General features: G+C 59.9%; 19 protein-coding genes and 2 tRNA genes. 9 read left to right on the top strand and 12 right to left on the bottom strand.

All coding sequences use genetic code 11. The features are described 5' to 3' along the window. Positions 1–19: 19 nt before the first annotated feature. The 6 genes from odhB to sdhC form a co-directional block, all read right to left on the bottom strand. Positions 20–1,720, bottom strand: a complete 1,701-nt coding sequence (gene odhB, locus M1D97_RS06560; protein ID WP_456269928.1) for a 2-oxoglutarate dehydrogenase complex dihydrolipoyllysine-residue succinyltransferase — start codon at positions 1,718–1,720, stop codon at positions 20–22. Between the two features lie 70 nt (positions 1,721–1,790). Further along, the gene (locus M1D97_RS06555) at positions 1,791–4,634 is read right to left on the bottom strand and encodes a 2-oxoglutarate dehydrogenase E1 component (protein WP_456269927.1); all 2,844 of its coding nucleotides are present in this window, start codon (positions 4,632–4,634) and stop codon (positions 1,791–1,793) included. 212 nt (positions 4,635–4,846) lie between these two features. After that, entirely contained in the window at positions 4,847–5,557 is a 711-nt protein-coding gene (locus tag M1D97_RS06550; protein WP_456269926.1) for a succinate dehydrogenase iron-sulfur subunit, read from the bottom strand. 16 nt (positions 5,558–5,573) lie between these two features. Then, complete coding sequence (gene sdhA, locus M1D97_RS06545) at positions 5,574–7,346, bottom strand: succinate dehydrogenase flavoprotein subunit (RefSeq protein ID WP_456269925.1); 1,773 nt, start codon at positions 7,344–7,346, stop codon at positions 5,574–5,576. Position 7,347: 1 nt separating this feature from the next. Further along, the gene (gene sdhD / locus M1D97_RS06540) at positions 7,348–7,695 is read right to left on the bottom strand and encodes a succinate dehydrogenase, hydrophobic membrane anchor protein (RefSeq protein WP_456269924.1); all 348 of its coding nucleotides are present in this window, start codon (positions 7,693–7,695) and stop codon (positions 7,348–7,350) included. After that, positions 7,689–8,153: a succinate dehydrogenase, cytochrome b556 subunit gene (gene sdhC / locus M1D97_RS06535; protein WP_456269923.1), complete on the bottom strand. Its 465-nt coding sequence runs from the start codon at positions 8,151–8,153 to the stop codon at positions 7,689–7,691. The genes sdhD and sdhC overlap by 7 nt, the downstream gene beginning before the upstream one ends. A 318-nt stretch (positions 8,154–8,471) precedes the next feature. Between sdhC and gltA the strand changes: the two genes are divergently transcribed. Then, complete coding sequence (gene gltA / locus M1D97_RS06530; RefSeq protein WP_456269922.1) at positions 8,472–9,761, top strand: citrate synthase; 1,290 nt, start codon at positions 8,472–8,474, stop codon at positions 9,759–9,761. A 466-nt stretch (positions 9,762–10,227) separates the two neighbouring features. Here the strand turns inward: gltA and M1D97_RS06525 are convergent. From M1D97_RS06525 to gltX, 3 genes are all read right to left on the bottom strand, one after another. Continuing rightward, positions 10,228–10,303: transfer RNA gene (locus tag M1D97_RS06525), tRNA-Glu, on the bottom strand. Between the two features lie 8 nt (positions 10,304–10,311). Continuing rightward, positions 10,312–10,387, bottom strand: a tRNA-Ala gene (locus tag M1D97_RS06520). Positions 10,388–10,466: 79 nt separating this feature from the next. Continuing rightward, on the bottom strand, positions 10,467–11,960 hold the full coding sequence (gene gltX, locus M1D97_RS06515) for a glutamate--tRNA ligase (RefSeq protein WP_456269921.1): 1,494 nt from the start codon (positions 11,958–11,960) through the stop codon (positions 10,467–10,469). Positions 11,961–12,132: 172 nt separating this feature from the next. Here gltX and cydD point away from each other — a divergent pair, with 172 nt between their 5' ends. The 3 genes from cydD (at position 12,133) to M1D97_RS06500 (ending at position 16,516) form a co-directional block, all read left to right on the top strand. Then, positions 12,133–13,923 carry a thiol reductant ABC exporter subunit CydD gene (gene cydD / locus M1D97_RS06510; RefSeq protein ID WP_456269920.1) on the top strand — a complete coding sequence of 597 codons (1,791 nt, stop codon included), beginning with the start codon at positions 12,133–12,135 and terminating at the stop codon, positions 13,921–13,923. Beyond that, complete coding sequence (gene cydC / locus M1D97_RS06505; protein ID WP_456269919.1) at positions 13,916–15,685, top strand: thiol reductant ABC exporter subunit CydC; 1,770 nt, start codon at positions 13,916–13,918, stop codon at positions 15,683–15,685. The genes cydD and cydC overlap by 8 nt, the downstream gene beginning before the upstream one ends. Before the next feature lie 66 nt (positions 15,686–15,751). Next, positions 15,752–16,516 (top strand): SDR family NAD(P)-dependent oxidoreductase, encoded by a 765-nt coding sequence (locus M1D97_RS06500; RefSeq protein WP_456269918.1) that lies wholly within the window; start codon positions 15,752–15,754, stop codon positions 16,514–16,516. A 56-nt stretch (positions 16,517–16,572) separates the two neighbouring features. On the opposite strand, the gene M1D97_RS06495 is transcribed toward M1D97_RS06500, so the two are convergent. Then, positions 16,573–17,550 carry an NADPH:quinone reductase gene (locus tag M1D97_RS06495; RefSeq protein WP_456269917.1) on the bottom strand — a complete coding sequence of 326 codons (978 nt, stop codon included), beginning with the start codon at positions 17,548–17,550 and terminating at the stop codon, positions 16,573–16,575. Between the two features lie 202 nt (positions 17,551–17,752). On the opposite strand from M1D97_RS06495, the gene M1D97_RS06490 reads away from it, so the two are divergent. From M1D97_RS06490 to M1D97_RS06475, 4 genes are all read left to right on the top strand, one after another. Beyond that, entirely contained in the window at positions 17,753–18,121 is a 369-nt protein-coding gene (locus M1D97_RS06490) for a CidA/LrgA family protein (RefSeq protein ID WP_456269916.1), read from the top strand. Then, on the top strand, positions 18,118–18,834 hold the full coding sequence (locus tag M1D97_RS06485) for an LrgB family protein (RefSeq protein ID WP_456269915.1): 717 nt from the start codon (positions 18,118–18,120) through the stop codon (positions 18,832–18,834). Before M1D97_RS06490 ends, M1D97_RS06485 begins: the two co-directional genes overlap by 4 nt. A 190-nt stretch (positions 18,835–19,024) precedes the next feature. Next, positions 19,025–19,654 carry a helix-turn-helix domain-containing protein gene (locus M1D97_RS06480; RefSeq protein WP_456269914.1) on the top strand — a complete coding sequence of 210 codons (630 nt, stop codon included), beginning with the start codon at positions 19,025–19,027 and terminating at the stop codon, positions 19,652–19,654. 61 nt (positions 19,655–19,715) lie between these two features. After that, positions 19,716–20,192 (top strand): very short patch repair endonuclease, encoded by a 477-nt coding sequence (locus M1D97_RS06475; RefSeq protein ID WP_456269913.1) that lies wholly within the window; start codon positions 19,716–19,718, stop codon positions 20,190–20,192. A gap of 14 nt (positions 20,193–20,206) precedes the next feature. On the opposite strand, the gene M1D97_RS06470 is transcribed toward M1D97_RS06475, so the two are convergent. Then, the gene (locus tag M1D97_RS06470) at positions 20,207–21,517 is read right to left on the bottom strand and encodes a carbohydrate porin (RefSeq protein WP_456269912.1); all 1,311 of its coding nucleotides are present in this window, start codon (positions 21,515–21,517) and stop codon (positions 20,207–20,209) included. Positions 21,518–21,761: 244 nt separating this feature from the next. Here M1D97_RS06470 and M1D97_RS06465 point away from each other — a divergent pair, with 244 nt between their 5' ends. Next, positions 21,762–22,226 carry a copper resistance protein NlpE N-terminal domain-containing protein gene (locus M1D97_RS06465; protein WP_456269911.1) on the top strand — a complete coding sequence of 155 codons (465 nt, stop codon included), beginning with the start codon at positions 21,762–21,764 and terminating at the stop codon, positions 22,224–22,226. Between the two features lie 21 nt (positions 22,227–22,247). Here M1D97_RS06465 and M1D97_RS06460 read toward each other — a convergent pair whose 3' ends face one another. Next, positions 22,248–22,442, bottom strand: coding sequence for a CsbD family protein (locus M1D97_RS06460; protein ID WP_456269910.1), 195 nt, complete (start codon positions 22,440–22,442; stop codon positions 22,248–22,250). Positions 22,443–22,505: the final 63 nt, after the last annotated feature.

The following is a 22,505-nucleotide window of genomic DNA, read 5'->3' as shown; positions in this document are numbered from 1 at the left end:
CCGGGCGGGATTGAAACACTCACACGTCGAGCAGAAAGCGTGCCGGGTCCTCGAGCAGGCTCTTGATGGCCACGAGGAACTGAACGGCATCCTTGCCATCGATCATGCGGTGATCATAGGACAGCGCCAGATACATCATCGGGCGAATTTCGACCTGGCCATTCACCGCCATCGGACGTTCCTGGATCTTGTGCATGCCAAGAATCGCCGTTTGCGGCGGATTGAGGATGGGCGTCGACAGCAGCGATCCAAAGATACCGCCGTTGGTGATCGTGAAGGTGCCGCCCTGCATGTCTTCGATGCCCAGCTTGCCGTCACGGCCACGCTTGCCGAAGTCCCCGATGGTTTTTTCGACATCGGCAAGCTTCATGGAATCGGTATCACGCATGACCGGTACGACCAGGCCGCGCGGCGTGGAGACAGCAACACCGATGTCCTGATAGCCGTGATAGACGATGTCGGTGCCATCGATGGAGGCGTTGACATCCGGGAAGCGCTTGAGGGCTTCGGTCGCCGCCTTGACGAAAAAGCCCATGAAGCCGAGCTTCACATCGTGCGCCTTCTGGAAGTCATCCTTGTACTGGTTGCGCAGCGCCATGACGGCGCTCATGTCCACCTCGTTGTAGGTGGTCAGCATGGCGGCCGTCTGCTGCGCCTGAACCAGTCGCTTGGCGATGGTCTGGCGCAGGCGGCTCATGGGCACACGCTGCTCGGGACGCTCACCCTGGATGGCCTGGGTGGCCGGCGCTGCTGCCTCCTTGGAAACGCCCGTGCTGCCGGCGTCCGAGGGCTTTTCGCTACTACCCTGCTGCTTTTGGGCACCACCCTGCTGCTTTTTGGCACTGCCGGCGTCGACAGCCTTCTGCACGTCTTCCTTCAGGATGCGACCACCCTTGCCGGTACCCTCGATCCTGTTGACATCAAGATCATGCTCGGCCACCAGCTTGCGCGCCGCCGGGGCGAGCACCTTGTCACCGACCTTCTCGTCCTGCTCATCGGCATTGGCATCACCCGATTCGGCCTGGCTGTCGTCGCCACGGGATTCGGCAGAAGCGCCGGCGGCATCGCCACCGCCCTCGCCAAAGCGTGCCAGCACCTGTTCCGAGGTGACCTGACTGCCCTCATCGGCAAGAATTTCGGTCAGGGCGCCGTCAGAGGGGGCCACGACTTCCAGCACGACCTTGTCGGTTTCGATCTCGGCCAGTACTTCATCACGCTTGACCGGATCGCCGACCTTCTTGTTCCAGCCGGCAACGGTGCCTTCCTGTACGGATTCGGGAAAGGAAGGTGCCTTTACATCCACCGTGGGGCCGGACGCGGCCGGCTTGTCACCGCCGCTTTCGCAGGTTTCTTCAGGCTTGTCGGAAGAGGCCTTGCTGTTGGCCGCCTTGTCCTTGTCGTCGCTCTGGTCGCTGCTTTTGTCGTCGCTCTGGTCACTGCCCTTGTCGTCGGCAGAGGCCTTGTCCTGCCCCGAGGACTCTCCCCCTTCACCCAGACGGCCCAGCACCTGCTCGGACTCACAGGTGTCACCTTCCTGGACGGTAATCTCTTCTACCGTGCCATCGGCCGGTGCCACCACCTCGAGCACCACCTTGTCGGTTTCGATTTCGACGATCACTTCGTCGCGCGAGACACTGTCACCCTGCTTCTTGTGCCAGGTGGCCACGGTCCCTTCCGCGACGGATTCGGGAAAACTTGGCGCCTTGATGTCTGTTGACATGATTATTCCTTAATGTCCTCTTCTCGGTAGCCGGCAATTGCGGCACTCATGTTGCCGAGCCTTCAGACGCTCAATTGTTGAACGCCCTGTCCACCAGTGACCGCTGCTGCTCACTATGCACTGCCATGTATCCAGCCGCCGGCGCTGCCGATTCGGCCCGACCTGCAAAGCCGAGCTCGCCACCCAGTCCGGGCTTCACCTGATCCGCTACCTTGCGCATGTGATGCTGGCTCTGATACCAGGCGCCCTGATTCTTGGGCTCTTCCTGACACCAGACCACGCGCTCGAGGTTAGTGTAATGCTCGATGGCAGCCAGCAGGGAATCTTCCGGGAACGGATAGAGCTGCTCGATACGAATGATCGCCGTATCGAAGCGCTCGTTTTCGGCTCGCCACGTGGCCAGTTCGTAGTAGACCTTTCCGGAGCAGAAGATCACGCGCTTGACCTGCTCGGCCTCGAGCTTGCCCTGATCGGGAATGATCATCTGGAAGCGACCCTCGGACAGGTCTTCAAGCGAGGAGACCGCATCCTTGTGGCGCAGAAGGCTCTTGGGTGACATGACGATCAGGGGCTTTCGTAACCCGCGGATGACCTGACGCCGCAGCAGGTGAAAGATCTGTGCCGGTGTGGTCGGCACACAGACCTGCATGTTCTCTTCGGCGCACAGCTGCAGGAAACGTTCCAGACGAGCCGAGGAGTGCTCCGGCCCCTGTCCTTCGTAGCCATGAGGCAGCAGCAGGGTCAGGCCGCACAGGCGCCCCCACTTGGTTTCACCCGATGAGATGAACTGGTCGATAACGACCTGAGCACCGTTGGCGAAGTCACCGAACTGCGCTTCCCAGGCGATCAGCGCATTGGGCGTGGTCGTGGCATAGCCGTACTCGAAGGCCATCGCGCCTTCTTCCGACAGGAAGGAATCGTAGATCGCAAACTCGGGCTGATTGGGCTTGAGCGCACACAGCGGTGTCCAGATCGAGCCATCCTTCTGGTTATGCACGACGGCATGGCGGTGAGAGAAGGTTCCCCGCCCTGTATCCTGCCCTGTCAGGCGTACCGGATGGCCCTGATCGATCAGCGTGGCGTAGGCCAGGGTTTCCGCGAAGCCCCAGTTGATTCCCAGACTACCGGCCACCATCTTGCGGCGATCTTCATAGACCTTGGCCACCTGACGCTGCGTGTCGACATCGTCGGGGATGTCGCACATCTTGGTGGCCAGCTCCTGCATGCGCTTGAGATCGAAGGAGGTATCGGACTCACCGGTCCAGCGGTGTCCCAGATAGGGTGTCCAGTCAACGAAGAGGTTGCTGTTGGGCTCCTGAACCAGCGCGTTGGCCACGTGGTTACCGCTGTCCAGATCGTCCCGGTAGGCATCGACCAGGCCCTTCACCTCATCCTCATCCAGCACGCCCTCTTCGACCAGACGACGCGCATAGAGGGTGCGAGAGCTGTCATGGCTCTTGATCTTCTGATACATGAGCGGCTGGGTGCCGGAAGGCTCGTCCGCCTCATTGTGACCGCGACGGCGGTAGCAGATGAGATCGATGACCACGTCCTTCTTGAACTGCTGGCGATAGTCGATGGCCACCTGGGTGGCGTGCAGGACAGCGTCGGGGTCATCGCCGTTGACGTGGAAGATGGGCGATTGAACCATCTTGGCGATGTCGGTGCAGTATTCGGTAGAGCGGGCATCATCGCGACGCGATGTGGTGAAGCCGACCTGATTGTTAATGACGACATGAACCGTGCCACCGGTCTTGTAGCCCCGCAGCTGCGACATCTGGAAGGTTTCCATGACGACGCCCTGACCGGCCACGGCCGCATCACCATGCACCACCAGCGGCAGGACCTGATCGCCCTCGCTGTCTTCCCGCCGGTCCTGGCGCGCGCGCACGGAGCCTGCAACCACCGGCGTGACGATTTCAAGATGCGACGGATTGAAGGCCAGCGCCAGATGCACTTCGCCGCCCGGCGTCATGACGTTCGAGCTGAAGCCCTGATGATATTTCACGTCACCGGAGCCATGCTCGATCATCTTCTTGCCATCGAATTCATCGATCAGATCGCCCGGACTCTTGCCCAGAATGTTGACCAGAAGATTGAGACGGCCCCGGTGCGCCATGCCGATGACGACCTCGCGCACGCCGTAGTTGCCGGATCGCTGGATCAGCTCATCCACCATCGGGATAAAGCTTTCGCCGCCTTCCAGGCCAAAGCGCTTGGTGCCCGGATATTTGCTGGCGAGATAGTTTTCGAGCCCCTCGGCAGCCGTCAGACGCTCCAGCACATGCTTGCGCACGTCCGCCGAGTAATCGGGTTTTGAGCGTACCGATTCAAAGCGCTGCTCCAGCCAGCGTTTTTCCTCGGTATTGACGATATGCATGAACTCGCAGCCGATCGAACGGCAATAGGTCTGCTCCAGCGCCTGAACAATCTCTTTCAGTGGAGCACTGTCCTTGCCAATGAACAGGGAACCGGTTTGAAACTCGGTATCCATGTCGGCATCGGAAAGCTGATGAAAGGAGAGTTCAAGGTCGGGAACGGTCTCGACCGCGCGCAGCCCCAGCGGATCAATATCGGCCTTTTGATGACCTCTGAATCGATAGGCGTTGATCAGCTGAAGGACCCGAACCTGTTTGCGGCTGGCTTCTTCATTGTCAGCGGTACCAGACGCCACCGGAGCCAGCGAACGACGTTCGCGCGCGAGGTGATAGAACTGATCGCGAATCGGAGCAAGGGGAACGTCCCGGGAAGGGCCACCATCATAGCCGGGGAGGCTGTCAAAGTACTGTCGCCACTCGTCCGGAACAGTCTGAGGATCGGAAAGGTACTGTTCGTAAAGCTCTTCTACGTAATGGGCGTTGCTCCCGCTCATGTGCGAGGTGCGCCACATCAACTCCATTATGCCTTCTTGCATCGCTCGATCACCCTGGGTCTGGGGTGGGGTCAGTGATCGCAGTGGATGCGACCACCTTGATGTAAATCACGAATCGCGCTGTATCACCATCGGCCCTGTCGGTCGGACCGGTGTCCAGGCTCGGACTCGAAAGACCACCGCCGCCCCTCAGGGCGACGGCAGGCTTTTAATGATAACAAGCAAGGCCTGTCATATTAAGCAAAAACCAAATATCACGCGGTATTGCGCACCAGCATGTCACGAATCTTGCCGATGGCCCGCGTCGGGTTGAGCCCCTTGGGACAAACGTTGACACAGTTCATGATGCCGCGGCACCGAAATACGCTGAACGGATCATCAAGTTCGGACAGGCGATCCTGCGTATGCGTATCGCGCGAGTCGGCCAGAAAACGATAGGCCTGTAACAGGCCGGCCGGCCCTACAAACTTGTCCGGGTTCCACCAGAAGGAGGGGCAGGACGTCGAGCAGCAGGCGCACAGGATGCACTCGTAAAGGCCGTCAAGCTTGTCGCGGTCCTCCGGCGACTGCAGACGCTCGATGGACGGCGGACGCTCATCGTTTTGCAGATAGGGCTGAATACGCTCGTATTGCTTGTAAAAGAGCGACATGTCGATGATCAGATCACGGATGACAGGCAGGCCCGGCAGGGGGCGCAGCACCAGTTGATTGTCCTTGACGACTTCCGACAGCGGCGTCACGCATGACAGGCCATTCTTGCCGTTCATGTTCATGCCGTCGGAGCCGCAGACGCCTTCACGACAGCTGGCGCGATAGACCAGGGAGCTGTCCTGCTCCTTGATCATCTGCAGCACGTTGAGAACCATCAGATCGCGCCCCTGGGTATCAATCTCGAAATCCTGCATCCAGGGCGCATCATCACTTTCAGGGTTATAGCGGTAAACGGAGACCTGTAATGTCGACATATGGGTCATCCCCTCATCAATAAGTACGAATTTTGGGCTGGAACGTATCGACAGTCTTCGGAGAGAAGTTGACGTCGCGCTTGCTCAGCGTTCTGTCCGTCGGATGATAGATCGAGTGTTTCAGCCAGTTGTCATCGTCACGATCGGGGTAGTCCTCACGCGAGTGAGCGCCGCGGCTTTCGCGTCGTTCGAGCGCCGCAATGGCCGTGGCCTCGGCCACTTCCATGAGGTTATCCAGCTCCAGAGCCTCGATACGGGCGGTATTGAACATGTCCGACTTGTCAGGCAGCCAGGCATTGGCAATACGCTCGCGCAGTTCCTCGAGCTTTTTCACGCCTTCCTGCATGGTGTCTTCCTTGCGGAAAACACCAAAGTTGTTCTGCATGATGGTCTGCAGGTCGCGCTTGAGCTCGGGCACCGTCTCGCCGCTGCCGGACTCGTTCCAGCGGTTGAGGCGCTTCATGGCAGCATCGATATCCGACTGCGAGGCTTCCATGTATTCGATGCCCTGGTTGAGGGTCTCTTCGATGTGCATGCCCGCCGCGCGACCAAAGACCACCAGGTCCAGCAGCGAGTTGCCGCCTAGGCGGTTGCTGCCGTGTACGGAGACACAGGCGGCCTCGCCACAGGCGAAAAGCCCGTTGATGACCTTGTCGTTGCCATCGGCATCCACCGTCAGCGCCTGCCCGTTCACGTTGGTCGGGATACCGCCCATCATGTAGTGGCAGGTCGGCACCACCGGAATGGGTTCCTTGACCGGATCGACATGCGCGAAGGTGCGCGAGAGCTCAACGATGCCCGGTAGACGCTTCATGAGAACGTCTTCGCCCAGGTGATCCAGCTTGAGCATGACGTGGTCACCGTTTTCACCGCAGCCGCGCCCCTCGAGCACCTCAAGCACCATCGAGCGCGCCACGACATCACGGCCGGCCAGGTCCTTGGCGTTGGGGGCATAGCGCTCCATGAAGCGCTCGCCATCCTTGTTGATGAGGTAGCCCCCCTCCCCACGGCAGCCTTCCGTCACCAGGGTGCCGGCGCCATAGATGCCGGTCGGGTGGAACTGCCACATCTCCATGTCCTGCACCGGAAAGCCGGCGCGCAGGGCCATGCCGATGCCATCACCGGTGTTGATCAGGGCATTGGTGGTCGAGGCGAAGATGCGTCCGGCACCGCCCGTGGCCAGAACGGTCGCCTTGGACTTGATCAGTACGGTTTCGCCGGTTTCCATGCAGATGGCGATAACGCCGACCACATCATTGTCGGCGTTTCGCACCAGATCAACGGCATACCACTCGTTGAGAAAGACCGTGTTGTTTTTCAGATTGTTCTGATAAAGCGTGTGCAGCAGCGCATGCCCGGTACGGTCAGCAGCGGCACAGGTACGGGCAGCCTGCCCACCCTGGCCATAATCCTTGGACTGCCCGCCGAAGGGACGCTGATAGATGCGGCCATTATCAAAGCGGGAAAACGGCAATCCCATGTGCTCGAGCTCGAAGACGGCCTTGGGCCCTTCATTGCACATGTATTCGATGGCGTCCTGATCACCGATGTAATCGGAACCCTTGACGGTGTCATACATGTGCCAGCGCCAGTCATCGTTGGGATCGGCACTGCCAATGGCACAGGTGATACCGCCCTGGGCGGAAACGGTGTGGGAGCGCGTGGGAAAGACCTTCGACAGCACTGCGGTCTGCTTGCCGGACTGGGCCAGCTGCAGCGCGGCGCGCAGCCCGGAACCGCCACCACCGATGATGATGGCGTCAAAGGTCAGGGTACGTAACTGTGTCATGTCAAACTCCCCAGATAACCTGCACACCCCAGACCACAAACACGAACAGGGCCAGGATGACGAATAGCAGCGTGCCAAAACGGATGGCAGCGGGCTTGATGTAGTCGGTTGCCACGATCCAGAGACCCACCCAGGCGTGAGCGGCAACGGAAAGCAGCGCCAGTAGCGTGAAAACCTTCATCCAGAGGTGACTGAAAAGCCCTGACCAGGCGGTATAGTCCAGATCAGGATGGAACATCAGATAGGCCACCATGAAGATGGTATAGAGCCCCAGAATGACCGCGGATGCACGCTGAATCATCCAGTCGGCCACACCGTTGCGACCCGGATTCAAAATATTGATTACCATACCCAGACTCCTGCCATAACAACCAGCAATGCACTGATGATGATGGTCAGCTGCGCTCCGCGCTGACCGCCCTCAAGCGTTTCGCCATGCCCCATGTCCATGATGAGGTGGCGCACGCCTGCAACAAAATGAAAGCCCAGTGCCGACAAGAGCCCCCAGAGCACCAGCCTGGCAAAGAAGCCGTGGGCCATGGCCTCACGAACGGTGTCGAACCCGGCAGGAGATGACAGGGAAACCTGAAAGGCCCACATCAGAAAGATCAGGCCGATAAACAGCATGATGCCTGACACTCGATGCGAAATGGATACGAGGGCAGGCAGGGGAAACTGGATGCTTGAAAGGTCCAGGTTCACCGGACGCTTGGCAGTCGACAAGGGTTGTTGACTCTTCACGGCGCTTTTCTCTCCCGGCCCGCATGAATAGACCACGGGCAGTATTTGGTAGGATTCGATTATCATCAGGTCAGGTCGCCTGGACAGGCGATGAATCGCCCGTCGCGCGGCCATTTATTATATGTCCCCGCCATGCGGATGACAAATTGCCGCACATTTGTGTAACCGTTTTGTACGCTCAAAATTCATGGCAAAACAGGCTATATTCGTGCCATATAAACATTAAAGAAGGCTTTCCGTTACGCGACCATGAAATGAGTGCATCATCCCCGCCCACGGGGGTGCACGGAATTGACAAACTGTCGCACCCGCTCAATAGTGTGCCCTGGCGATTTGGCGGACATACCTGACAGAACAGTACCTTATATAAATCGAGGAGGCCTTATGGCTGACAGGAAGGCGCAACTGACGATCGACGGTCTGGATGCTCCCGTCGAGCTGCCTATCTATTCGGGAACCACGGGACCCGATGTGATCGATGTCCGAGGCCTGATAGATCAGGGGTATTTCACCTACGACCCCGGCTTTGTTTCCACGGCGTCATGCGAATCCGAAATCACCTACATCGATGGCGCCAACAGCGTTTTGCTGCATCGCGGCTACTCCATCGAACAGCTGGCCAAGCATTCCAACCACACCGAAATGAGCTATCTGCTGCTCAACGGTGAAATTCCCGACAAGGATACCTACGACGCATTTCGCGACAGCGTCTCGCGCCACACCATGGTGCACGAGCAGATCGTCAACTTTTTCAAGGGCTTTCGCCGCGATGCTCACCCCATGGCCGTACTCTGCGGCGTAGCGGGTGCCCTGTCGGCCTTCTATCACGACAATCTGGACATCACCAAGGAGCATGACCGCCAGGTGTCGGCCATCCGCCTGATTGCCAAAATGCCGACGCTGGCCGCCATGTGCTACAAGTATAATATCGGCCAGCCGTTCGCCTATCCGCGCAACGATCTGAACTATGCCGAGAACTTTCTCTACATGATGTTCAGCAATCCCTGCGAGCCGTATGACGTCAATCCGGTGGCGGCCAAGGCCATGGATCGAATCTTCATGCTGCACGCCGATCACGAGCAGAACGCCTCGACGTCCACGGTGCGTCTGGCAGGTTCTACCGGTGCCAATCCGTTCGCCTGTATCAGCGCCGGCATCGCGGCACTCTGGGGACCGGCCCACGGCGGCGCCAACGAAGCGGTGCTCAACATGCTCGCCGAGATCGGCGACGAGTCCGAGGAGAACATCCAGCGCTTTGTCGATCGCGCCAAGGACAAGCAGGATTCCTTCCGCCTCATGGGCTTCGGTCACCGGGTTTATCGAAACTTCGACCCGCGTGCCAAGGTCATGAAGGAGACCTGCGACGAAGTACTTGAAGAGCTCGGCATGGGCGATGATCCTCAGCTCAAGATCGCCAAGCGCCTCGAGGAGATCGCACTGGAAGACGACTACTTCATCGAACGCAAGCTCTACCCCAACGTTGACTTCTACTCCGGCATCATCCTGCGTGCACTGGGCATTCCCAAAAACATGTTCACGGTCATTTTTGCCGTGGCACGTACCACGGGATGGATTTCCCACTGGAACGAGATGATTACCAACGGCACCCGTATCGGGCGGCCGCGACAGCTCTACAAGGGGTATACGCAAAGGGACTATCCCGGCGCCGAGTGACGCCATGACCCCACACGCGAAAAGGCCGTCGTCAACGGCCTTTTTTATGCTCGCAGGACGGGCTGGCTTACCTCATCGCCTGCCCTGCCTCATGCTTTTTATTGCTTGACAATTACCCCTGACACCATCGCCGCAAAGCAGGGGTTTTATTGTCCACACAATCTGTGGATAAACCTGTTCATAACGTATGAAGAAGGTCTCAAAATCGCCATATTCAGGGCGCTCCAGACAGATTGGATATTTTTTGATCAAGCGTAAGCAATTGAATATAAAGAGTTTTTTATAAAAACAATGAGATAGACGTCACACCCGGACCCGGGCGAGAAACAGACTGGCAGGAAGCCGCATCGGTGGACAGTTTCAGAAGGTGTCAAGCCTTGGACGCAGAAAAATCCGCTTCGGATCAACAAATGATCAGTGCGCAGTGCTGGCACAAAACGATGTTTGAAAAACATCAGGAAGGAGGTGGCGTCCCATAGGGGGTTCGAACCCCTGTTACCGCCGTGAAAGGGCGGTGTCCTGGACCACTAGACGAATGGGACGCAAGAGATGGTGGAGCCTAGCGGGATCGAACCGCTGACCTCGACACTGCCAGTGTCGCGCTCTCCCAGCTGAGCTAAGGCCCCGATGCCCCGACCTGTGCAGGTGACTGCGGTCAGGAACGGGGCGTATCCTACTGATCACGACGCAAAGCGTCAAGCCTTCTTACGCATCAGGCGCAGGCAGATCCCGGTATTCCTTTTCCAGCGCCTTGTTCTGCTTCTTGGAAACACCGCCCAGTACGGCAATGGCGTGTCGCAGTCGTGCGCGGGTCATGTCCGAGCCCAGAATCACCATGGCATCCATGACCGACGTCGAGGTCTGACTGCCCGTCACGGCAATGAACACCGGTGCCAGAAAGGCCTTCATCCTGAGCTCGAGATAGCTCGACAACAACTTCACCTCGGCAAGCAGTGCTTCCTTGTCCCAGCGACGTACACTTTCCAGACGCCAGAGCAGAAACTGCAAAAGCCGCACCGTCTGATCGCGCGTCATGCCGGTCTCATCGAACTGTTCGGCCTGCAGGTTCGGCAGTCCCGAGAAGAAATGACCGGCCAGCGGCATGACCTCGGCAAGCGTCTGCACCCGCGGCCTGACCTGAGGCAGGATCTGTTCCACGTACTCCTCATTGAAGGTCCACTGCATCAGCTTGCGCATGAAAGCGTCATCATCAAGGTCCTCGCGGATATAGACGCCGTTGAGCCAGGTCAGCTTGTCGAGATCAAAGACCGGGCCGCCCAGCGAGATGCGGTGAATGTCGAAATTCGCCATCATCTCATCGAGCGTGAACTTCTCCCGCTCGTCGGGCATCGACCAGCCCATCCGCCCCAGGTAGTTGGTAACGGCCTGGGGCAGATACCCCATGCGACGATAATAGTTGATCGAGGTCGGGTTCTTGCGCTTGGACAGCTTGGACTTGTCCGGGTTGCGTAGAAGCGGCAGATGGCACAGTACCGGCATGTCCCAGCCGAAATACTCATAGAGCAGAATGTGTTTTGGCGCCGAATTGATCCACTCCTCGCCGCGCAGCACATGCGTAATGCCCATGAGGTGATCATCCACCACGTTGGCCAGATGATAGGTCGGCATGCCGTCGGACTTCATCAGGATCTGGGCATCCACCTGCGCCCACTCCACCTCGATCTCGCCGCGCAGCATGTCATTGAAGCGACAGCTTCCCTCGCCGGGTACTTTCATGCGCACCACATGCGGCCAGCCTTCCTGCTCACGTCGAGCGTGCTCGGCCTCATCCAGATAGAGATCCTCGGGCTTGAGCGCAGCGTAAAGCCCCTGCGCCTTGCGGGCATCGCGCATCTCATCAAGCTCGTCACTGGTGCGATAGCACTTGAAGGCATGGCCACTGTCGAGAAGCTTCTGCACATGAGCGGCATAGATATCGCCGCGTTCGCTCTGGCGGTAGGGACCGTGGGGCCCACCCACATCCGGCCCTTCGGCCCAGTCGATACCCAGCCAGCGCAGCGAATCCAGAATCATCTGCTCGGACTCGGCCGTTGAACGCACCCGGTCGGTATCCTCGATACGCAGGATGAACTCACCGCCGTGCTGTCTGGCAAAGCAGAGATTGAAAAGCGCCACATAAGCGGTGCCGACGTGGGGGTCCCCGGTCGGCGAAGGGGCAATACGCGTGCGTACAGTCATGAAAACGGCCATTGGCTGGAAAACGTGCGACTATTATACGCCAACTGACGCCCCCGCTTAAGGTGGCAACCGGCGTCACGCACGGGCTGACCGCTATAACTGCGACGACACACCGCTGTGCGTGCACCTGCTTTTTTGTTGATATTGTACTTCCGCTCTCGATGGAGCCGTCATGGCATCAAACGAAACACCACGCCAATGGCTGCAGCGCACTGCCGCTCGAGGCGCTCGCTGGACCCGCCTGTCGGTCATCGCAGGCACCCTTTCAACGCTGGTTCTGCTCGTTCAGGCATGGTGCATTGCCGCCGTCGCTCAGCGCCTGGTAATCGACGGGGCTGATTTCGCCTCCATTGTTGTTCCCCTGCTACTGCTTCCCCCGGCCTTTATCGTACGCGGCCTGCTGATCCGGGCGCGCACCATTTGTGGTACTCGCAGCGGCATTGAAATCCGTCAGTCCGTACGCCGGGAGCTTCTCGAGCGCATCGCCATTCTCGGCCCGCTGTGGGCGCGTCGCCAGCACAGCGCCACGCTGGGCAACCGTGTCTGGGATCAGGTCGACGCCCTGCAGGGCTTTTATGCCGACTATCGCCCTCAGATGCTGCTGTGCGGCATTATCCCGCTGATTATCGTGGTGGCCGTCGCCCCGCTGAGCTGGGCGGCGGCACTGATCCTGGTCGCGACCGGCCCATTGATTCCGCTGAACATGGCCATGGTGGGCATCGGTGCCAAAAAACGTCAGGAAGACCAGTTTCTGGAGATGGGTCGCATGAGCCGACACTTTCTGGACACGCTTCAGGGGCTTTCCACCCTCAAACTCTTCGGTGCCAGCAAGCGCCAGGCAACAGACGTTCACGCGACGTCCGAAGGCTTTCGACGCCGTACCATGCGTGTCCTGCGGCTGGCCTTTCTCTCCTCGACCGTGCTGGAGTTTTTCGCCTCGGTGTCGATTGCCCTTCTGGCGCTCTATCTGGGCTTTGTCTATCTGGGCCAGTTCGATTTCGGCATGTACGACCACGGCATCAACCTTTTTATCGGGCTTTTCATCCTGATTCTGGCACCCGAGTTCTATCAGCCCCTGCGCGATCTGGGTGTGCACTATCATGCCAAAGCCGAGGCCGAAGCCGCCGCCGAGGATCTGATGCCCATCCTCAATCGCCGGGTATTCGAACGCGATACCGGCCAGCCGGTCTGGCAGCCCGAGGGCAGTCTCCGGCTCTCTCTTGAAGGTCTGACGGCGCGTTACGCCGGACGCAGCACTGCAGCGCTGGATAACGTCTCCATCGACATTCGCGCCGATGAAACGCTGGCCGTCATCGGGGCGAGCGGCGCCGGCAAGTCGACCCTGCTCAACGTACTGATGGGGTTCATGCACCCCGAGGCGGGAACGTTAAGCGTCACGGATGGCACCCGATCGCCGCGGGCGCTCACCGATATTCGCCCCGATGACTGGCAGCATCAGATCGCCTGGGTCGGCCAGTCAGCCGTGATCGTCTCCGGCACGCTGGCCGACAACCTGCGTCTGGCCCACGCCGGGGCCGATGATGCGGCCCTGCTGGAGGCCCTGGAGCAGGCGGCACTCAAGGACTGGCTGGCCGGTCTGCCCGACGGGCTCGACACACGGCTGGGCGAAGGCGGCCGCGCCGTCTCCGGCGGCCAGGCACGACGCATTGCGCTGGCGCGCGCCTTTTTGCGCGATGCCCGCCTGATACTGCTGGATGAACCAACTGCCAGTCTTGATCAGGCCAGTGAACGGCTGGTGATGGAGACACTGGAACGTCTCTGTCAGGGGCGTACGGTGGTGTTGCTGACCCATCGAATGGAACTGCTGGCGCTGGCCGATCGCGTCCTGATGCTGGACCAGGGGCGAGTGCAGGCGCTGGACACACTCGATGCCCTGCGCGCGCCCGGCGGGCCACTGGCGCGCCCGATCGCCACCGCCAGTTCGGAGATGCGCGATGTTTAAACAGCTCCTGCCCTATCTGCGCCTCATGAAACCCTGGGCTTGGCTGCTGGGTTTTGGCATTGCCCTGCAGTTGATGGCGCTGGCCTCCAGTATCGGTCTGATGGCCCTGTCGGGCTGGTTTCTGTCCGCCTCGGCACTGGCCGGTCTGAGCATTGCCACGGCGCAGACCTTCAATTACCTGCTGCCCTCGGCCGGCGTGCGCTTTTTTGCCCTGTCGCGTACCGGCACCCGCTATGCCGAGCGTCTCGTGACCCATGACGCGACCTTTCGTCTGCTCTCGAGGCTGCGACGCCACGTCTATGAAAGGCTCGAACCGCTCTCGCCCGCCCAGCTCCAGCGCCACGGCGAGAGTGAACTCATGACGCGGTTGACGGCCGATGTCGATGCCCTGGACGGGCTCTATCTACAGGTACTGGCACCCTCCATCGTGGCCCTGCTGGGCATCGTCATCTGTGGGGTGGTCATCGGTGTCTTTGCCCCGGCCATCGGCCTTTTTGCCGCGCTGGCGCTGCTGCTTTCGGGCCTGCTGGGCCCCTGGCTTGCCTGGCGTACCGGCCGCCGTCACTCCGATGCCTGGCAGCAGGACAATACCCGCCTGCGAGCCCGGCTGCTGGAGCGTCTCAATGGCCTGTCGGAGTTGATGATCTACAACCGGTGGCAGAGCGAGGTCGATAACCTGATCAGGGGCGAACACACCCGTGATGACCACGAGCATCATCTGGCCCGTCAATGGGGCAATTCGCAGCTGCTCTCCCAGGCGCTGCTCGGCCTGACCCTGACCGGCGTTCTGGGCATGGCCGGCTGGGCCGTCACCCAGCACGGCATGAATGCCACCCTGGTCGCTCTCATGGGCCTTGCGGTCATGGGCGCCTTTGAGGCCATCGCTCTGCTCCCCCGGGCCTGGCAGCACCTGGGGCGCATTCAGCGCGCCGCCGCACGACTGGACGACATTCGCGCCAGCGTGTCGGAAACCGATTTTCCCGAAGACGGCGAGCAGCAGGTGCCTGACGGTACCCGACTGTCCATCGACCATCTGAGCGTGCAACTCGATGCCGGCATTGCCGCCCTCGCCTCGATCAGTCTGGCTATCGAAGAAGGCGAGCAGCTGCTGGTTCTCGGGCCTTCCGGCAGCGGCAAGACGACCCTGTTCAACAGCCTGATCCGGTTCGTGTCGCCGAGCGAGGGCACCATGACGCTGGGCGGCGCCCCCCTGGACCGTCTGGATGAGGCCACCCTGCGCGCGCAGTTTACGGTTGCCCAGCAGGAGACGCACCTTTTCACCGCCAGCTATCGGGACAACCTGACCATGGGCCGGGAGATCAATGATGGGGAGATCATGGCCGTGCTGGAGGCGCTGTCGCTGCGCGACTGGCTGGATCAACAGCCTGATGGGCTGTCGGGGTTTCCGGATGAACGCGGCAGCTCCCTGTCGGGTGGGCAGCTCAGACGCTTTGGTATCGCCCGCGCCCTGCTGCGACAGGCCCCTATTGTATTACTCGATGAGCCCACCGAGGGTCTGGATGAGGCCACTGAACAGCAGGTATGGCACGCGATTCGCCATCTTTGTCGTGGCCGCACGCTGATCGTGATCACCCACCGCCTGACGCAGCTTGAGCACTTTGATCGAATCGCCATGCTCGATGAGGGCCATCTGGTCGAACACGACACGCCCGAGCGTCTTCTGGCAGACCCCGACAGCCGTCTGGCCACACTGTATCGACGCATCGACCCGGAGCTGGCCGGTCTCATGCGTCCGGCCTGAGGCCTCAGGGTCCGCTACGCTTGAGGAAACCTTCACCCGTTTTTCATCAAACAGGCGAGCCACGACATGCTTGACCATCTTCCCGATCACTACACGGCCGTCATCACCGGTGGCGGCGGCATCGGCAGGGCCCTGTTGTCGGAACTTCTACAGGACCCACGGGCCGGACGCATTGTGGCGGTGACCCGCCATCGCGAGCGACTGGCACAGGACAGCCGACTGGAGGAAAACCGACTGGAGATCGTCGAGGCTGATATTACGTCCGACGCGGGGCTGGCAACGCTTGATGACTACCTGTCCAAAACGCCGATCCATCTTTTGTTCAATACCATCGGCGTGCTGCACGACGGTCAGAACGATCAGTCGATCACCATGTCCCCCGAAAAGCGGCTTGAAAGACTCTCCTTCGAAACGCTGAATCATGCCTTTCGCGTCAACGCCGCCACGGCCGCCATGCTGATCAGCACCCTGACCGATCGCCTGACACGCCATCCGGCCATCATCGCCACGCTCTCGGCACGCGTAGGCTCCATCGGTGATAACGATCTGGGCGGCTGGTACGCCTATCGCGCCAGCAAGGCAGCGCTCAACATGCTGATGAAAACGGCATCGATCGAGTTCAGACGTCGCAATCCGCAGGCCATCCTGCTGTGTCTGCATCCGGGCACGACGGACACCGATCTCTCCCGTCCTTTCCAGGCCAGAGTGCCGGAACAGAAGCTCTTCACCCCGGAATTTGTCGCCGGGCGGCTACTGGCGGTCATCGATCAACGCACACCGGAAGACAGCGGTGCGTTTTATGACTGGAACGATACGCCGATCGAGTGGTAGTCAGACCTGCGCTGTCGCATACATTTTCGGGCACCGACAGCGCCGGGGCTTTCTGTTCAGGGGATCAGGATGGTCGAGCCTGACGTGCGACGTGAGGCGAGGTTGTCCTGCGCCTCGCCGGCCTCGTCAAGACGAAAGCGACAGCCGATGTTGACGTGCACACTGCCATCGTTCATGACGCCGAAGAGCTCCTGGCTCATCGCCTCCAGCCGCTCGCGGGTATCGGCGTAGCCGGCAAGGCTCGGGCGCGTCACAAAAAGCGATCCCTTCTTGTTCAGCGTGGCCAGGTTGACACCCTCGACCGGGCCGGATGCATTGCCAAAGCTTACCATCAATCCGCGTGGCGCCAGGCAGTCCAGCGATGTCTCCCAGGTGTCCCGGCCCACCGAGTCATAGACCACCGGGCACATCTGCCCCTCGGTAAGCTCGCGCACGCGCTCGACCACGTTCTCTTCGCGGTAGTTGATGGTCGCCCAGGCACCGTTTTTGCGGGCAAACTCCGCCTTCTCGGGGGTCGAGACCGTACCGATCAGCCGCGCGCCGAGGCTTCTGGCCCACTGACAGGCGATCAGCCCGACGCCACCTGCCGCGGCATGAAAGAGGAAGGTATCGCCGCGCTTGATCGGATAGACCTGACGCAGCAGGTACTGCACGGTCAGGCCCTTCAACATGGCAGCGGCGGCCTGATCGAAACCGATGCTGTCCGGCAGCATGATGACCCTGTCGGCCGGCAGGGTGTGGTGGGTCGAATAGGCGCCCAGCGGGCCGGTGGCGTAGACCACGCGATCCCCTTCCCTGAACCCGGTTACCTCTTCCCCGACTGCCTCGATGACCCCTGCCCCTTCCGTGCCCAGTCCTGAAGGCAGCTCACCCACCGGATAGAGACCGGTGCGCACGTAGATGTCGATGAAGTTGAGACCAATGGCCCAGTTGGTCACCCGAACCTCGTGGGGCCCGGGCTCGCCGGGCTCGAAGTCGCGCATTTTGAGCACTTCCGGCCCGCCGGTTTCTGCAAATTCGATGCGTTTTGCCATGAACCATTGCCCCATTTAAGGATATGAATAAAGCGTCCACCAATATCAGCATGACAGACAAGCCGCTGCCGAAAAGCCGTCACGATTTGTCACTGCACTCTGTTATATCATTAGCTTATCATGAGCTGAAGACACAACCCGCCAGGCCCGTTCGTCGGCCACCACCGTCGGACACATCGACCCTGTTATTCCAGAGGCTGCCATGTTGAAGGGATTCATGTGGCTGATGATCTTTCTGGTCATCGGCAATCTTTTACAGACCACGCTGGCACTGCCCGTGGTCGGTAGCGTGCTGGGCATGCTGTTGCTGTTTCTGGTGCTGATCATGCGCCGGCGCTCGTCACGCTCGATGGGGGTAGCCGCCAGTCACCTGATTCACTATTTCACGCTGTTGATCCTGCCCAGTGCCGCGGGTCTTTTCTTTCTGGGAAGCCCCCTGACCGATAACTGGCTGAAGCTGCTGATTGCCGTCGTGCTGGGGACCCTGATCAGCAGTATGGTCACGCTGGCTACCATGCAGGCCATGGTGCGCTGGCAGCAGCGTCGGGACGACCCAGCGGACGCGTCATGACGTTCCAGGCGCTCGTCCGGGACATGATGGCCAGTCCGGCACTGGCCATCGTCATGACCCTTGCCGCCTACATGCTCTCCCTGTCCCTGTATCGGCTGATGCGCTACCCCAGCTGGGCGCCACCGATGCTGACCGGCAGCCTGATTCTGGCGCTGTTCATTGCGCTGTTGCCGATCGATTACGACAGCTACTATCTCGGCGCCCACTGGCTGACGCTGCTGCTGGGGCCGGCCACCGTCGGGCTGGCCGTGCCGCTTTATGAGCAGTTTCAACACATCAGACGTCTGCTGATCCCCGTCACGGTGAGCCTGATCGTGGGCGCCGTGACCGCCTGTCTGGCAACGCTCTCCATTGCCTGGGCGCTGGGGCTCTCTCCGGCCATGCTTGCCTCGCTGGCCCCCAAGTCCATTACGACGCCCATCGCCATCGGCGTCTCACAAGGACTGGGCGGCTACCCCGGTCTGACGGCCGGTATCGTGACGGTGACCGGTATTCTGGCAGCCTCCACCATTCCACCACTGGCCGTCATGCTGCGCTGTCAGGATCCGCGTGTGATCGGCCTGGCCCTCGGACTCAACGGGCACGGCCTGGGCACGGCACGCGGCTTCGGCATCGATGCACAAACCGGGGCATTTGCCAGCCTGGCCATGGGGCTCAATGGCGCCCTGAGCGCTATTCTTCTTCCCCTGCTGGCCGGCTGGCTGGGTCAATAATCAATATCAAAAATAACTAATTAAAAGATCGTCAAAGACTTCAAATTCTTCAGCTTTTACGAATAAACAAACTAACACCAGAAAACCAGGTCGGTCAGCCGTACTTCTATTCATTCGGTGACAAACTGTTAAACATACTTAATACCCGGATCGCTATGCTGGCCCGCTTATGAGACATGTGAGGCCACGCATGAACGAGTTGGGCGAGCGCATTCGTAAACTGCGAGAACAGTGTGGATTAAGCAAGGCGGAGCTGGCCCGTCGCGTCGGAGTTTCAGATGTCACCATTTCCTACTGGGAAAATGGCACCATCAAACGCGTCGGGCATTCGCGTCTGGAGCCATTGGCAAAAGCACTGCGCTGCAGCATTGCCCATCTGCTGGGCAATGCCCACAGCAGCGCTGGAAACAATCATGCCACGCTGCTGTCGCTGCCTCTTTATCCACTGACAACATCCCCCGAAACGGTCGGCACTGATGCGGTACCGATGTCGTATTTTGCCATGGGCTTTATCGACAGTGAGCTGATCAAACAGGGCGATTATTTACTGACACCCCAGCACCCCGGGCACTTCGATTTCTGCCCGCAGGGCACCCTGATGCTGGCAAGACAATGTGTCCGCTTTGACGGCAACGGGCTCTACCTTGTCGAACAAAATGACCGACTGGGCGTCAAGCGAATCGAGCAGGATGGCGACATGCGCCTGCATCTTTTCGACGAAAGCAGCGGCCGCGACCCACAAGTGTGTCTTCATGACGACAGGATCATCCTTCACGCGGCCCTTCCCGCGATCTGGCCCATGAAGACCATGAATTTCTGACACCCCGTCAGGGTCATGAACGCCTACACTGAGTGCCTCCAGAGGCACGAAACGAGAGGTCATGACCTTGGTCGATGTTGTTGACGCCGCTACGCGTTCACGCATGATGGCGGGCATTCAGGGCAAAAACACGAAACCGGAGCTTCTGGTCAGGCGCTACCTGCATGCCTGCGGCTATCGGTTTCGCCTGCACCGACGCGACCTGCCGGGAACGCCCGATCTGACCCTGCCGCGCCATCGGTGTGTCATTTTCGTGCACGGCTGCTTCTGGCATCGTCACGAGCACTGCTTCTATGCCACGTCACCGGCGACGCGCAAAAGTTTCTGGCAGGAAAAACTGGCGGGCAACGTCATGCGTGATCGCCGTCAGCTGCAGCAGCTCAACGACCTGGGCTGGCATGCCGTGATTGTCTGGGAGTGCGGACTGCGCCATATACCGGCACAGCTTCACGAGATTCTGCCGCTGATCGAGCGCGGATCAACCGTCGACGAATGGCCGCCTCAGCCACCGCGCATCCGCAGGGCGCCACCGCAGTAGCGCCCTGTCCGACGTCAAAAGGTGGCCAGCACCGACAGGCCGGCGACCCAGGCATCATCCACATCGCTGTCTGCACTCGGATGGCGCACATACTGCAGATTGGGGCGGAAGGCCAGCCAGGGCGTGGCCTGCAGGGCGTAATAGAGTTCCGCGTTGTACTCCTCTCCCTGTCGCGGCACATAGTCGGGTGCGGACGAGCCGCCCACCAGCGCTGCGTTGCCCGAACGCGACCAGGCATTGTAGTCATCGTTGACGTGAGCATAGGCCAGACCAAACCCGATTTCATCCTGCTCGCGACCGTCGAAGGGACCGGCATAGGTCACGCCGGCCGACAGATAGCGGTCAAAGGTGGCCGTATCGCCATCGTTCCACGTCCCCATGCTGAACACGCTCAGGCCCCGATCGCGATCGTCGTCATGACGGGTCACCTGCTGATTGATGACATAGTAGAGTCCGTAGCGATGACTCTTCTCGGCATCCGAGGCACTGTCGCGTGACGAGTAATCATCGGCATCGGCGCTACTATAGTAATACCCCAGCCGATACTGACCCGGCAGTCCGTTGACGCCCTGATCGGGTTCGAAGCCATATTCAACCGGGATCAGGGTACCGCGGGTACCGCTGTGCTTCAGGTCGAGCCCGTGATCGCGATCCAGGTTGGATTCGTTGAGGTTGAAAAACCCGATCTGGGCATACTGCTCGTCGGTCACGTTCCACTTGCCGACCAGCGCCCACTGGGAGATCGGCCAGTTGTACCAGAGACCGCCGTTCTGATTACCGGGCTCGCCGCTGCCGAGATAGAGATTCTGGAAGTTGCTGTCGTAGACCGCGAAGTCATCGCCCACCGGTACGCGACCCGCCTTGATCTCAAAGGTGTCATCCATGTAGGACTGGCCGTACCACAGCTGGGTAATGCGCGTCACGCTGCCACGCCCGTATACCTCCTGAGTGGACGAGACGCCAACGCTATTGGGATTATTGAGAACATCGTTGGTCAGGCTTTCGCCGTTACGGTTGGTCAGGGTGAACTGAAACCGTGCATCGGGAATCCCCAGCAGACGATCAAGATCAAAATTGGCGCCGGCCGTCCACTGGTCGGCATAGCGACCGGTGCGCTTGTCGCGAAAACCGCCATCGACGGAATAGGCCATCTCCGAAATATGCTCGAGGCGAAAGGCCACGCCCTGATCGGCCAGATCCGTACGCGCGCCACCCCAGTCACCAAACATGTAATCACCGTCGGGATCGAAGGCACCCGCTGCCCAGCCCTGTGCCGTTACCCCCATGCTCATGAGCGCCAGCGTGCAACACAACCCCTTTTTCATGCCCGATCCCTTTACAAGACAATATAAAAATTAAGATAAATCTCAGGGATTGTCGCTTCTGGGGCTGCGCACAACAATAGATCCTGGACCATGGTCGCGGTATGCCATGGCGTATGCAGGGTCTGTGGTGCCAGAGTGTCACAGAGACATGGCGAACCGGATCGTTTAGGCTTCATGGCAGGGCAGGCAGGGCAATGGGCGCCCTTGTCGGGACAGACATGAAAGAACAGCAAGGAGCACGACATTGACACGTTTTAGCGCGCTGGCGCTGACAGCAACGTTTTTGGGGTTTTTAGTGACAGGCTGTGATACGGGCGATGAAAACCCGGCTACCAGTTCGTCACAGCGCAGCTCCGGCACCAATCAGATCTACGGCGGCTCCCTGCCCTGCGATAACTGCGACGGCGTGGATACCGAACTGGCTTTGAACTTCAGCACGGACAGCGCCGGCGGCGTTTATACCCTGACCGAAACGCTACGAGGCGGTCCCGAGGATGGGCAGACACAAAAGCGCAAGGGAAACTGGAAGGTCATCAGTGGCAATGCGGTCCCCGGCGGCGGCACGATCTATGTGCTGCATCCCGCCCGCGGCGATAATGAGCATGAGCCCGTCTATCTGCTGATGGAAGACAACAGCACGCTCAAGCTGGTCGATGACAGCTTTCAGCCGCTGGACACCGAACACAACGACGAGCTGGAAAGGCTCTGATACCGAAGGCATGGCAGCCTGTCAGCGTCGGCCAAGAAAGCTCCTTTCGGCCTGACGCTGCGCCTCTTCGGCGCTCAGTCCCTGCTCCTTTTCAAGCCTGGCGGCGAGCTGCTGAATTTCTCCCTCGTCGCTGAGCGATTCATTATCACCAAGCGTGCCCCATGCTTTCTTGGCCTTGCCCTTGAGATCCTCCAGCGGCGGACTATTATCGCTCATCGACCTGTCTCCGAAATATTGTGTGCCATGCGTTGATCATAGCGCCGGCCGCCCCCATCCGGT

Source organism: Kushneria sp. AK178, from assembly GCF_053903105.1.
This window is presented reverse-complemented; position numbering and strand designations above follow the sequence as displayed.

What these genes read in the sequence shown, in the direction of transcription:
- M1D97_RS06500 (WP_456269918.1), top strand. Translation starts at nt 15,752, where the DNA reads ATGCTTGACCATCTTCCCGATCACTACACGGCCGTCATCACCGGTGGC.
- M1D97_RS06480 (WP_456269914.1), top strand. Translation starts at nt 19,025, where the DNA reads ATGAACGAGTTGGGCGAGCGCATTCGTAAACTGCGAGAACAGTGTGGA.
- gltA (WP_456269922.1), top strand. Translation starts at nt 8,472, where the DNA reads ATGGCTGACAGGAAGGCGCAACTGACGATCGACGGTCTGGATGCTCCC.
- M1D97_RS06495 (WP_456269917.1), bottom strand. Translation starts at nt 17,550, where the DNA reads ATGGCAAAACGCATCGAATTTGCAGAAACCGGCGGGCCGGAAGTGCTC.
- cydD (WP_456269920.1), top strand. Translation starts at nt 12,133, where the DNA reads ATGGCATCAAACGAAACACCACGCCAATGGCTGCAGCGCACTGCCGCT.
- M1D97_RS06490 (WP_456269916.1), top strand. Translation starts at nt 17,753, where the DNA reads ATGTTGAAGGGATTCATGTGGCTGATGATCTTTCTGGTCATCGGCAAT.
- odhB (WP_456269928.1), bottom strand. Translation starts at nt 1,720, where the DNA reads ATGTCAACAGACATCAAGGCGCCAAGTTTTCCCGAATCCGTCGCGGAA.
- M1D97_RS06470 (WP_456269912.1), bottom strand. Translation starts at nt 21,517, where the DNA reads ATGAAAAAGGGGTTGTGTTGCACGCTGGCGCTCATGAGCATGGGGGTA.
- gltX (WP_456269921.1), bottom strand. Translation starts at nt 11,960, where the DNA reads ATGACTGTACGCACGCGTATTGCCCCTTCGCCGACCGGGGACCCCCAC.
- sdhD (WP_456269924.1), bottom strand. Translation starts at nt 7,695, where the DNA reads ATGGTAATCAATATTTTGAATCCGGGTCGCAACGGTGTGGCCGACTGG.
- cydC (WP_456269919.1), top strand. Translation starts at nt 13,916, where the DNA reads ATGTTTAAACAGCTCCTGCCCTATCTGCGCCTCATGAAACCCTGGGCT.
- M1D97_RS06485 (WP_456269915.1), top strand. Translation starts at nt 18,118, where the DNA reads ATGACGTTCCAGGCGCTCGTCCGGGACATGATGGCCAGTCCGGCACTG.
- M1D97_RS06555 (WP_456269927.1), bottom strand. Translation starts at nt 4,634, where the DNA reads ATGCAAGAAGGCATAATGGAGTTGATGTGGCGCACCTCGCACATGAGC.
- sdhC (WP_456269923.1), bottom strand. Translation starts at nt 8,153, where the DNA reads ATGATAATCGAATCCTACCAAATACTGCCCGTGGTCTATTCATGCGGG.
- M1D97_RS06475 (WP_456269913.1), top strand. Translation starts at nt 19,716, where the DNA reads ATGACCTTGGTCGATGTTGTTGACGCCGCTACGCGTTCACGCATGATG.
- M1D97_RS06460 (WP_456269910.1), bottom strand. Translation starts at nt 22,442, where the DNA reads ATGAGCGATAATAGTCCGCCGCTGGAGGATCTCAAGGGCAAGGCCAAG.
- M1D97_RS06550 (WP_456269926.1), bottom strand. Translation starts at nt 5,557, where the DNA reads ATGTCGACATTACAGGTCTCCGTTTACCGCTATAACCCTGAAAGTGAT.
- sdhA (WP_456269925.1), bottom strand. Translation starts at nt 7,346, where the DNA reads ATGACACAGTTACGTACCCTGACCTTTGACGCCATCATCATCGGTGGT.